The organism is Hahella sp. KA22, assembly GCF_004135205.1.
In the GTDB taxonomy this organism is placed as follows: Bacteria; Pseudomonadota; Gammaproteobacteria; order Pseudomonadales; family Oleiphilaceae; genus Hahella.
The window spans coordinates 5,784,087-5,796,247 of record NZ_CP035490.1; the positions used below are offsets into that span (position 1 = coordinate 5,784,087).

The 12,161-nt window shown below is 56.2% G+C and carries 7 protein-coding genes; all 7 read left to right on the forward strand.

Going from position 1 to position 12,161, the window contains the following annotated elements:
- Positions 1-52: 52 nt before the first annotated feature.
- The 7 genes from ahcY (at position 53) to EUZ85_RS25520 (ending at position 12,148) form a co-directional block, all read left to right on the forward strand.
- Positions 53-1,444, forward strand: coding sequence for an adenosylhomocysteinase (gene ahcY / locus EUZ85_RS25485; protein ID WP_127972959.1), 1,392 nt, complete (start codon positions 53-55; stop codon positions 1,442-1,444).
- A gap of 74 nt (positions 1,445-1,518) precedes the next feature.
- A complete protein-coding gene (gene metF, locus EUZ85_RS25490) occupies positions 1,519-2,382 on the forward strand; it encodes a methylenetetrahydrofolate reductase [NAD(P)H] (RefSeq protein ID WP_127972960.1) in 864 nt (287 codons plus the stop codon).
- A gap of 260 nt (positions 2,383-2,642) precedes the next feature.
- A complete protein-coding gene (locus EUZ85_RS25495) occupies positions 2,643-5,429 on the forward strand; it encodes an EAL domain-containing protein (RefSeq protein ID WP_127972961.1) in 2,787 nt (928 codons plus the stop codon).
- A 92-nt stretch (positions 5,430-5,521) separates the two neighbouring features.
- A complete protein-coding gene (locus EUZ85_RS25500; RefSeq protein ID WP_127972962.1) occupies positions 5,522-6,874 on the forward strand; it encodes an adenosylmethionine--8-amino-7-oxononanoate transaminase in 1,353 nt (450 codons plus the stop codon).
- A 2-nt stretch (positions 6,875-6,876) separates the two neighbouring features.
- Complete coding sequence (locus EUZ85_RS25505) at positions 6,877-7,620, forward strand: 16S rRNA (uracil(1498)-N(3))-methyltransferase (protein ID WP_127972963.1); 744 nt, start codon at positions 6,877-6,879, stop codon at positions 7,618-7,620.
- A gap of 364 nt (positions 7,621-7,984) precedes the next feature.
- Positions 7,985-9,205: a hypothetical protein gene (locus EUZ85_RS25510; protein ID WP_127972964.1), complete on the forward strand. Its 1,221-nt coding sequence runs from the start codon at positions 7,985-7,987 to the stop codon at positions 9,203-9,205.
- Between the two features lie 528 nt (positions 9,206-9,733).
- The gene (locus tag EUZ85_RS25520) at positions 9,734-12,148 is read left to right on the forward strand and encodes a DUF748 domain-containing protein (protein ID WP_127972966.1); all 2,415 of its coding nucleotides are present in this window, start codon (positions 9,734-9,736) and stop codon (positions 12,146-12,148) included.
- Positions 12,149-12,161: the final 13 nt, after the last annotated feature.

Sequence of the window (12,161 nt, forward strand, 5' to 3'; positions counted from 1 at the left end):
TCCGGCGGGTTCGCCCCGCCCCCTCATTAGGATCAGCAATAGGACACCAAACATGGCTCAGTTACAATCTGTAGATAACTTCAGCGACTACAAGGTCAAGGACATCAGCCTGGCGGCATGGGGACGTAAAGAAATCAACATCGCCGAAGGCGAAATGCCTGCGCTGATGACCCTGCGTGAAAAATACCGCGCGCAACAACCCCTGGCCGGCGCCCGCATCCTGGGATGCATTCACATGACCATCCAGACTGCGGTTTTGATCGAAACCCTGGTAGCGTTGGGCGCAGAGGTGCGCTGGTCCTCCTGTAACATTTTCTCCACCCAGGATCACGCAGCGGCGGCAATCGCGGCGGCGGGCATTCCCGTATTCGCCTGGAAAGGAGAAACCGAAGAAGAGTACGTCTGGTGCATCAAGCAGACCATCACCAAAGACGGTCAGCCCTGGAACGCCAATATGGTGCTGGATGACGGCGGCGACCTGACTGAAATTCTGCACAACGAATTCCCGCAAATGCTGGATCATATCCACGGCATTTCCGAAGAGACCACCACGGGCGTCCACCGTCTGCTCGACATGATGAAGAAAGGCGAGCTGAAAGTGCCTGCGGTCAACGTCAACGACTCTGTCACCAAGAGCAAGAACGACAACAAATACGGTTGCCGTCACTCATTGAACGACGCAATCAAGCGCGCTACCGACCACCTGCTGGCGGGCAAAAAAGCCCTGGTCATCGGCTACGGCGATGTGGGCAAAGGCTCTGCAGCGTCACTGCGTCAGGAAGGCATGATCGTCAAGATCAGCGAAATCGATCCGATCTGCGCCATGCAGGCCTGCATGGACGGCTATGAAGTCGTGTCTCCTTACATCGATGGCGTCAACACTGGCAAAGCCGATGGCGTTAACCGTGATCTGCTGGGCCATACCGACCTGCTGGTCACCACCACTGGCAACGTCAACGTCTGCGACAAGTACATGCTGCAAGCGCTGAAATCCGGCGCGGTCGTGTGCAACATCGGTCACTTCGACAACGAAATCGACACCCGTTTCATGCGCGACAACTGGGAATGGGAAGAAGTGAAGCCACAGGTGCATATCGTGCACCGCGACAAAGACCAGAACGATCACCTGTTGCTGCTGTCCGAAGGTCGTCTGGTGAACCTGGGCAACGCCACTGGCCATCCTTCCCGCATCATGGACGGCTCTTTCGCCAACCAGGTGCTGGCGCAGATGTATCTGTTCGAACGCAAGTTCGCAGAACTGCCTGCGGATGAGAAGCCCAAGAACCTGTACGTACGCGTTCTGCCCAAGCAGTTGGACGAAGAAGTCGCGCGCTACATGGTGCAAGGCTTCGGCGGCGTCATCACCAAGCTGACTCAACCGCAAGCCGAATACATCGGCGTGGAAGTGGAAGGTCCGTACAAACCAACGGACTACAAGTACTGATCGACCGCCGGTCTGGCGCGGTTCGCCGCGCCGCCGGCTGTCCAGAGATTCCCTAAACCGGAGGCAATACGCTAATGGAATCCCAAACTCAGTTTAAACGGCGTTTCAGTTTTGAATTCTTCCCTCCCAAAACCCCTGAGGGAATGGAAAAACTGCAGGCTGTGCGAGACAAGCTGGCCAAGCGCAAGCCGGATTTCTTTTCCGTGACCTACGGCGCAGGCGGCTCCACCCGCGAGCGCACCATCGACACCGTGCTGACGCTGCACAGACAGGGCATTTCCACCGCGCCCCACTTATCCTGTATCGGCGCCACCAAGGAATCCATCGGCGAATTGCTGGATCTATACCGCTCCAATGGCATTCAGCGCATAGTCGCCTTGCGCGGCGACCTGCCTTCCGGTATGGGCGCCCCCGGCGAACTACGCTACGCCAACGAGCTGGTCAGCTATATTCGCGAGCGCACCGGCGATCACTTCTCCATCGAAGTGGCGGCTTATCCTGAGTTTCATCCCCAGGCGCAAAGCGCCGAAGCGGACCTGAACAACTTCCGCCGTAAGGTCGAAGCCGGCGCCACCAGCGCCATCACTCAGTATTTCTTCAATGCCGACTCCTACTTCTATTTCGTGGAGCGATGCGAAAAAGCGGGTCTGAATCTGCCTATCGTGCCCGGCATCATGCCGATCACTAACTACAGCAATCTGGCGCGTTTCAGCGATATGTGCGGCGCGGAAATTCCGCGTTGGGTGCGCAAACAGCTGGAAGCCTATGGCGACGACTCAGCCAGCATTCGCAAGTTCGGCGAGGAAGTGGTCACGCGTCTGTGCGAACGTCTGCTCGCGGCAGGCGCTCCCGGCATCCACTTCTATACCTTGAATCAGGCCGAGCCAAGTCTGGCGGTCTGGGACAATCTGAATCTGGGCGACAAGATTTCTTTCTAAACCAGGTTCAAACCGCGCCTCAAAAACAGGGCCTGCCTGGACTATCCGGCAGGCCCTTCGTTTATCCCGCCACGCCCTCTAATCTCATACTCTTTTTCAACGTATATTCCTGCTTTCCGACCTTTTCCACGTCGATAAATCTCAGCGTTTTTAGTTATTCTCTTAACTGCTTCGCAGGTGTTGCGCCGCAACGCCCGGCGCTTCGCCAAATATCCGGCCATTACCTATACTGAATTCATAAAACAGGGGGCAGGCTAATAATGAAGTTGGGGGCTACCGCGGGCAGACTCGCAGCGCTGCTGATTATTCTCATAGCCTGCGTTGTGCTGATCCTGCTTGATTACCGCGAACGCACGCGCAATTACTACCAATCCATGCAAGTGGAGCTGCAACAGACGCAGAAGAACGTCAGCGCCTCCACCCGCCGCATCATGGAGCATATCGCCATTCTGCGCCGCGCAGCGGAAAGTTATATGCTGAACCATCATGAGGATCATTTATACAGCGAGCTGTCCGCCAATATCGCCTACGACCGCGCACGCAATCTTTTCGCCATGGATACCCTGCAACCGCCATTCACCACTGATCAGGCAGGCAACCTCACCGGACTGGGAGATATACAGGGACGCCAGCCAGACTATTACCGCGAGATGGAAATGGCGCTGGCGCTAACGCCGATTTTCCGCGCCACCAAAGAGAATCTGCCAGAGTCCAACTGGGTCTATTACATCTCCCAGAATCGCTTTCTTTATATCGCGCCATGGATTGGCTCAGATAAGTTCGCCTACACCAACGAATCCCTGTCGCTGGAATTCTTCACCATGGCCCTGCCCTATCACAACCCTGAACGCACGCCATTCTGGACCCGGGTGTACGTGGATGAGTTTGGCGAGGGCCTGATGGTCACCGCCGCGGCGCCTATCTACGCCAGCGAAGTTTTCCACGGAGCAGTGGCTATTGATATTACCCTCGACGTGCTTAAAGAGTTTGTGCGCAGCCCCAACTTGTCGGCGGGCGAGCTGTTTATCGTCAATCAATCGCACCAGTTGCTGGCGCATCCGACCTTGACGTCTTCCCATGCGAAAACCGCAGTCACTTTTCCCGAGGCGCTACCCAATGGCGTCGACAACTTTATTTCTCATCCCAAGGACATCCCCACCGACACCTTTCTTGAGATCAAAGGCTACGCCCTGATTCGCACCAATATAGATGAAACGCCCTGGTACTTGCTGCTAAGCGTGGAGCAGTCCGCCATACGCAGCGCCATCATTGAGCAAATGACGCCGGAAATGGCGCTTGCAGCGCTAATCGTCCTTTTTGCCGCACTCATACAGCGTTACTTTCTCACCGCCGGACAACTGGAAAGCAGCCAGCGCCGCTATCGGCAGATGTTTGAGCACTGCGACGCCGTTCAGATTATTCTCGACCCCCTGAACAACAAAGTCATCGACGCCAACCCCGCCGCCTGTGACTTCTTCGGTTTTTCCAGCGAAATGATGGGGAATATCTCCGCCTCGCGTTTATTTCTCTCTGAAAACAATGAAATGCTGGATGAGAGCTGGCTGCCGTCCCTGCAGTCCGGCAAGACTGTCATCGCCGCCCGCCGCGGCGACAATCGCTCCAGTCTGGTGGAAATGTATGTTTCCGAAGTTAAAGACAAGGCCAGCTCCTACCTGTATTTGATTGTCCACGACATCACTGACCGCAAACGCAGTGAGGAGCAGATCCGCCTGCAAGCCTATTACGACCCTCTCACCCGACTACCCAACCGCAGCTACCTGTTTGAACACCTCAATTCCCTGATCGCCAGCCATAAACGGGAACATGCGCGTCTGGCGGTGCTGTTTATCGACCTGGATCGCTTCAAGCAAGTGAACGATAACCTGGGACATGGCGTGGGAGACAAGCTGTTGCAGCAGGTGTCCAACCGGCTCAAGTCGCGGCTTAGAGAAAGCGACATGCTGGCGCGCCTGGGGGGAGACGAGTTCACCGTCGTCCTGCCTCACTTGCGGGAGGAAAACGACGCTATTCATGTCGCCAAGATATTGTTGCAGCAACTGGCGGAATCCTTCAGCGTTGGCGACTACGAGCTGAACATCGGCGCCAGCATCGGCGTGACGCTGTTTCCCAAAGACGGCGAAGACGCCTCCACTCTGATCAAAAACGCCGACATCGCCATGTACAAGGCCAAGGACAACGGCCGCAATCAATATCGTTTCTTTGAGGAGCGCATGAACGAAGCGGCCGCCAGTCGTCTGATGCTGGAGGGCGATATCCGGGAAGCCACGCAAAATGAACAATTCCATTTAGAGTTCCAGCCCATCATCGACCTGAAGAACATGCGCCTGGCCGGCGCGGAAGCGCTGTTACGCTGGCTGCACCCCCGCTTCGGCGAACTGCATCCCAGAGAGTTCATGTCCATCGCGGAGGAGACTGGCAATATCGTCCAGATCAGCGAATGGCTGCTGCAAAATGCGCTCAATCTGGCGGCGGAGTGGCAATATTCCCGCCCTGCGGATCAGCAACCCTTCATCGCCGTCAATATGTCCCGGCGCCAGTTGATTAATTCACAGCATATCAAGCGCTGGCGCGACATCATCCGCCAAAGCGAAGTGCCGCCAAGCTCTCTGGTGCTGGAACTGACCGAACACAATCTGCTCAACGAGTTCGAAGAAAGCCGCCGCAGCTTGATGGAGCTGCATCAGATGGGCGTCAGGTTATCCCTGGACGACTACGGCCACGGCGCGTCCTCCCTCACCTTGCTGAAAGATCTGCCCATCTCCATGTTGAAACTGGACGGCTTGCTGATCCGCAATCTCGGCCGCAAAACCAAGGAGGAAGTATTGATGGACGCTCTGGTGAAAATGGGGCGCGCCATGGATATGAAAATTGTCGCCGAGGGCGTGGAAACCCCGCAGCAACTCGCCGTGCTGAGAGAGTCCGGCTGCGATTACGGCCAGGGATATTTGTTCAGCCCTCCGGCGCAGCCTCGCGAACTTTCCATGATGCTGGAAAAAGTGTTCAGCGTGCAGACCCAGGACGATTAAGCCTTTTGTCGACCTGCCGCCAGACTCCACCCGGGCTCCACCCTATGTCACAATAGGCGGCGAATTTACCGGACATAATTAGGAGCCTGGAATTGACTACCAACGCAGAACTGCGAGAACGCGATCTCAAGCGTGTGTGGCACCCCTGCACCCAGATGAAGGACCATGAGTTTCTCCCCCTGATTCCGATCAAAAGCGGCAAGGGCGTCTGGCTGGAGGATTTCGACGGCAATCGCTACATCGACGCCGTCAGTTCCTGGTGGGTGAACCTGTTCGGCCATAGTCATCCTTACATCAATGACGCCATCAAGTCCCAGTTGGAGCAATTGGAGCACGTCATTCTGGCCGGCTTTACCCATGAACCCGTGGTGAGACTGTCAGAACGTCTGGCGGAAGTGACGCCCGCCGGCCTCAACAAATGTTTCTATGCCGACAACGGCTCCTCCGCGGTGGAAGTGGCGCTGAAAATGAGCTTTCACTACTGGCGCAACAGCGGCAAGCCCAACAAAACCCGCTTCATCAATCTTAGCAACAGCTACCATGGCGAAACCCTGGGCGCCCTCGCCGTCGGCGACGTCGCCTTATACAAAGAAACCTACAACGCGCTTCTCAATCCCGTCATCAACGTTCCCGGCCCGGATTGCTTCCACCGGGAAGCTGGCGAATCCTGGGAGGCGTATTGCCGTCGCCAGTTCGCGCATATGGAAGAGACGCTACAGAAGCACGCCCATGAAACCGCAGCGGTGATCATTGAGCCGCTGGTGCAATGCGCCGGCTCCATGCGCATGCACCACCCGGTGTATCTGAAGTTATTGCGGGAAGCCTGCGACCGCCACGGAGTACACTTGATCGCGGATGAGATTGCCGTTGGCTTCGGCCGCACCGGCACGATGTTCGCCTGCGAGCAGGCGGATATCTCGCCCGACTTCCTGTGTCTGTCGAAAGGCCTGACCGCCGGTTATCTGCCCTTGTCCGTAGTCATGACTCACGACTTCATTTATGACGCTTTTTACGACGACTACGCCACCATGCGCGCCTTCCTGCATTCGCACAGTTACACCGGCAACCCGATCGGCTGCAGTGTGGCGCTGGCGACCCTGGACCTCTTCCAAAACCAGCCCGTGATCGAGCAAAATAAGCGCCTTGCCGCCTGTATGCGCGAGCATACCGCGCATTTTGATGACCACCCCAACGTGGCGGAAGTCCGCCAGACGGGAATGATCCTGGCGATTGAAATGGTGCAGGACAAGGCCTCGCGCACGCCCTTCCCCTGGCAGGAACGGCGCGGCATACGGGTCTATGAGCACGCGTTGAAGAATCAGGCGCTGCTGCGTCCTCTGGGCAATGTCATCTACTTCATGCCGCCTTATGTGATCAGCGAAGACGAAATCGCGCACCTGGCCAAAGTGGCCTGGGACGGGTTGCAACTGGCGGTTAAGGACTGAACTTGAGAAACAATCGAATCTTTATCGACCAGCCTCTTGATGGCCTCAGTCAACTCACGCTGACCGGCGATCAGGCTAATTACGTCGGGCGCGTGTTGCGCATGCGTCCCGGCGACGCGTTTCATTTATTCAGTGGCGACGGCCGCGATTTTCCCGCCAAAGTCCTGGCGGTGGGCCGCAGAGATGTAGACGTGACGCTGTCCGCGCCGCTGTCGATCGAGGCGGAATCTACCCTTAGCGTGCACCTGGGACAAGTAGTGTCCCGGGGCGAACGCATGGACTACGCGGTGCAAAAAGCCACGGAAATGGGCGTTACCGCGCTCACGCCGCTGCTGAGCGAGCGTTGCGAAGTGCGTCTGGATGGAGAACGCCAGGATAAACGCTGGCGTCACTGGCGACAGGTGTCGATCAGCGCCTGCGAGCAATGCGGACGCGCTCGCGTTCCCGACATCGGCGACGTAACGCCGCTGGAAAGCTGGCTGCAAAACGTGACGGCGGACCTGAAGCTGATTCTGCATCCCGGCGATGCGCGCGCCTGGAGTCCGACGCAACGTCCCGCCAGCGTCTGCCTGCTGATTGGTCCCGAGGGCGGCTTTACGGATGAGGAAGTGGCTCTGGCGGAGCGTCATGGCTTTGTGCATGCGCCGCTCGGTCCGCGCATTCTACGCACCGAAACCGCTCCCGTGGCGGCGCTGGCGTTGATGCAATGGCTGTGGGGCGACTTTGGCGACTCTACGCCAACATAAATCCAAATCCCTTTACAGTAAAACGCTAAAGAGAAAGCGGGCGCTTACATACACTTCTTCAAGCGCCCCTGAGCACGCCGATATTCCGTCCTAAAATACCGCACAAAAAACGGGCGCCCTGTGGATAACTTTGTGGAAAAGCGGCTTGACCGAACCGCTTTTCGCCGTCATTTCCACAAATGTGCAGCTGTCCGTATTTTAGGGCTTTCTTTTTCTTTTATTTTTCAGTCTATTATTGATTCCCTCCGAAAACGGCGGGCATATTTCAAAACTTTGACGCTTCAACGCCACGTTCAATTAGTGTGCATAACCTATGACATTTTAATGACAATAGCGCGCCCACCTTTGCAGAGAGAGTGAAACGATGGATTGGCAGTGGTTACAGAACCCCGAGTTTTGGAAGTATCTGAGCATTCCCCTGGTCGCCGCCCTGATCGGTTGGAGCACCAACTGGCTGGCGATAAAACTTACCTTTTATCCTCTTGAATTTATTGGTTTTCGCCCCTTCCTCGGATGGCAGGGCATCATTCCTTCGAAAGCCGAAAAAATGGCGGTTATCAGCGTGGACTCCACCATCTCCAAGTTGGGAGCGGTGGATGAGCTATTCGAACAGATCGACCCGCAAGCCCTGGCCGGCCACATTGTCGCCGGCATATTGCCCCGGGTGGAGGAATATGTTGACGAAATCATGCTGTCGGAGCATCGCACGCTATGGGAAAACCTGCCGCAAGCCGTGAAGAACAAGGTCTACGAGCGCGTACGTAAGAATGCGCCGCGCCTGATCGATAATCTGGTAAGCGACATTGGCCGGCAGATTGAGGAACTGCTGGACCTCAAGCATATGGTGACGGAGCGACTGGTGGCGGATAAGGAACTGCTGAACCGCATCTTTCTGGAATGCGGCGCCGCAGAGTTTCGCTTTCTGATCTACAGCGGCCTCTGGCTGGGGTTCGGTTTCGGCGTTCTGCAAATGGCGCTGTGGTACTTCTATTCCGTTGACTGGGTGTTGCCGGTATGCGGCTTCCTGGTGGGCTGGGCCACCAACTGGATCGCTCTCAACCTTATCTTCCGTCCTCTCAACCCCGCCAGGGTCGGTCCGGTAACCATTCAGGGCCTGTTCCTGAAAAGGCAGCCGCAGGTGGCGGCGACCTTCTGCCGCATCGTCACCCACGATATTCTGACCGTCGGCAACATCGTCAACGCCATGCTCAACGGCCCCAATGGCGCGCGCACCCGCGCCCTGGTGAAGAAACACGTCAAACCTCTCGTAGACGTGACGACCGGCGTCGCCAAACCCATTACTCAAATCGCTTTCGGGCCTACCGCGTTCGCCGAACTAAAAAAGAAAGTCGGCGAAAAAGCTCTGGAGATCTCCAAGACTGCCTTCAAAGACCCGCTTTTCAACGAAGAGCGCGCCATCGTGGTGGAAAACATCATGCGCACCCGTATGGAGGCGTTATCCCCGGAAGAGTTTCAGGACCTGTTGCGCCCCTGCTTCCAAGAAGATGAGATCAAATTAATCGCCATTGGCGGCGTACTAGGAGCGTTAGCCGGGCTGGCGCAGGTATTTTTTGTGTTCGCCTGATCAAATTAACGCCAAAAACGAGAGGCGCGCCACAAATTTATTAATACTTTTGGCCTATTACTTTTGACAAGTAATGTTATTTATCTACAATTACGCAAAAAGTAACAGAGTGTGACATTCATGGCGATCAATAACATTCCAACAAAGTTATCGCACAACGCCAGCTCAAAGGACCAACTGGAAAGACAGCTGTTCAGAGACGTACAGCGACTCATCCGGTACCTGGACAGCCGGAAGTCGTGCGGCTCCAGCAACCCTGCAATGGTCGAATCCTATGAAAGAATGATTCTTGAGCGTTGCGACGTGCTGGGCCAAATCTCGCGCATGTAATCGCGCAATAGACTCAATGCCAACGGATGGCGTATTTCCCCTTGGATCGCCGCGCAGGAGTGGCTAAACTTTCCGTAACCTTCTGACACGACTCAGCTTTCGGCGTTTGTCCGCCTGCAGGTCGAAGACGGCGGGCGACGATTAAGAAAGACTCCGCTATTGCGCGGGAAGCCACGAAAAAATACCAAGGGCGCCGATATGCAGCGAATCATCCGCAGAACGTTAATTGCTCTGTTGAGCATTCTTTGTCTGTTGATTCTGGGGATATGGGGGCTCGGCCCTTACGTCGCCAATGACGCGCTCACCAAATACTTCGCTGAGCACAACGCAGACTTCTCTGCGGAATCCCTCTCCATCAACCCCTTCACTTCCGAGATCAACGGCCGCGGCGTCAAAGTCACGACCCCACGGGGACTGGAGCTCAAATTCGAAGCCCTGCAGGTCTCCGCGCAGTTGACGCCTTTGTTCGAAAATACTGTGGTCGTCGACAAAATCGCCTTGGACGGCCTGCAACTGAATATCGCCCAAGAGCAGGAAGGCTGGCGCGTCGCCGGGGTGCTGTTCCCAACGGGGAACGAAGAGCCTCCCGCACCAGCTCAGGAACCCGCTGGGGAAGACTGGACGATCAGTCTGCCCTCTATACAATTGCGCAATTGCAACCTCAATATCAGCCGACTGCCGCCAGCGGGCGCCGCCGATCAGGCGCCCTTACAAGACGAGATTCGCCTGTTCAGCCTCAACCTGAAAAACATCAAAGGCAAAGGCGCGGAGTGGAACGGTTTCGCTGATGTGATGACTCAGGTGAACGGCGCCGACATCGTCCTCGCCACCGAGTTTCGCGTCGGCCCGGACAAGTTTGTACAGTGGCTGGACATCAGTTCGCTTAAGGCGAGAATGCAGCAGTTCGCGCATTATCTCCCCGCCGATCTGCGCGACAGCAACGCCAGCCTGGACCTGAATGCGGAAATCGTGGTGGATTGGCGCAATGGGGCCCTGACGCTGACCACAACCACCAAAAAGCTGGATATCTCCCAGGTCGACGTAAAGCTTAAAGACATAACCATTGAAAGCGACATCACCAGCATCGATCTGAGCCCTCTGCAAATCAGCATCGCGCCGGAAGGCGAACCTGAAGTCGCCTTCAACGGTAAGATCCACAGCGGTAAAACCCGCGTCAACGACAGCGCCGGACGCTATATCCTCGCGGGCTGGGACAAATTGGACCTGACGCCCGTCTCCTTCAGCATGGACGAGGCGCTTAACGTCAAGGTGGATCAGATCAGCTCGCAGAATCTGGTGCTGTCGCGCTCCGCCCTCGACAATGAAGAACTGCCGCCGCTGTTGCAGGCGGGCACCCTGTTTGTGTCGAATGTGGAAGCCAGCGACAAACGGGCGTTTATCGAAATGGTGGAGTTGAGCGACATACGCTCCAACGTGCATCTGAACAAAGAACGCAATCTGATTACTTTGGCGCCCCTGTCGGCGAGCGCTCCGGCGGAAGAAGAGGCGTCGCAGACGCCACAAACCGACGCCCAGGCCACCACTGAAGCGCCCCCTGCAAGCGATGCGCCGGAAAGCTCGCCATTCAATCTGGTGATTAATCAAATCTCCGTTAAAGGAGACTCCTTGCTCAGCTTCACCGATGAAGGCGTGAAGCCGCCTTTTCAGCAGGATATCCGCATTAACTCTCTGGTCGCCGAAAGCCTGACCACCGAAAACCCGGAGCAGGCTTTCCATATCACCATGGAGGCGCAGACTGACCAATACTCCAAAATTCAGTCAGACACGCGCATCTGGCCATTCGCGTCCAAGCTGTCCCTCGACACCCGCACCACTATTGCGGAAATAAACCTGCCGCCCGTATCGCCTTACCTGAGCGACGCCTTGGGTTATGACATCAACAACGGACAGTTTGATATGAACCTCGCCATGACCATCGATGAAGGACGCATCAGCGGCGACACTAAAATCATGCTGCGCGGCATGGATTTAGGGGCGGACAAAAACCCGGACGCCAGCTCTATTCAGCAAGGCGGAGCGATACCCTTAAACGTGGCGCTGGGGATGCTGAAGGATGGCAATGGCAACGTAGAGCTCGCTATGCCGCTGTCCGGGGACGTCGATAGCCCCAGCTTCGGCTGGAGTGGTTTTGTCGCGCTGATTGCACAGAAAGCGATTTTCGAAGCCGCCAGCGGCTATCTCATCAAAACGTTCGTGCCCTACGCCAATGTCGTCACGGTCGTGAAATTCGCTGGCGAACAGGCGCTGAAAGTCCGTATCGAGCCCTTGCCCTATCAGGCTGGCCAGTCTGACGTCGGCCCAGAGCAACAAGCGTTCGTCAATGAGTTCCGCCAACTGCTGCTGGACAAAGAGGAGATGCAAGTGAAAACCTGCGCCATCGCCTCCCCCGCAGAACTGAGCTATCCGTCCGACACGAAAGCCCTGACGGTAGAGCAACTGAAGACGTTAAAGCAGTTGGCGGAGGAACGAGGTCAGAAATTTAAAGCGAAGGTGCTGGAAGGCGGAAAGATCGCTTCTTCCCGCATCCTGCTGTGTAATCCTGAGGTGGAAAAAGACAGCGGCGGTAAAGGCCGCATCGAATTCGAAATCTGAGGTGAAGGGCGCT

Bases quoted from the DNA above. Each gene is read 5' to 3' on its own strand.
- EUZ85_RS25520 (WP_127972966.1), top strand. From the start codon at position 9,734: ATGCAGCGAATCATCCGCAGAACGTTAATTGCTCTGTTGAGCATTCTT.
- EUZ85_RS25495 (WP_127972961.1), top strand. From the start codon at position 2,643: ATGAAGTTGGGGGCTACCGCGGGCAGACTCGCAGCGCTGCTGATTATT.
- ahcY (WP_127972959.1), top strand. From the start codon at position 53: ATGGCTCAGTTACAATCTGTAGATAACTTCAGCGACTACAAGGTCAAG.
- EUZ85_RS25510 (WP_127972964.1), top strand. From the start codon at position 7,985: ATGGATTGGCAGTGGTTACAGAACCCCGAGTTTTGGAAGTATCTGAGC.
- metF (WP_127972960.1), top strand. From the start codon at position 1,519: ATGGAATCCCAAACTCAGTTTAAACGGCGTTTCAGTTTTGAATTCTTC.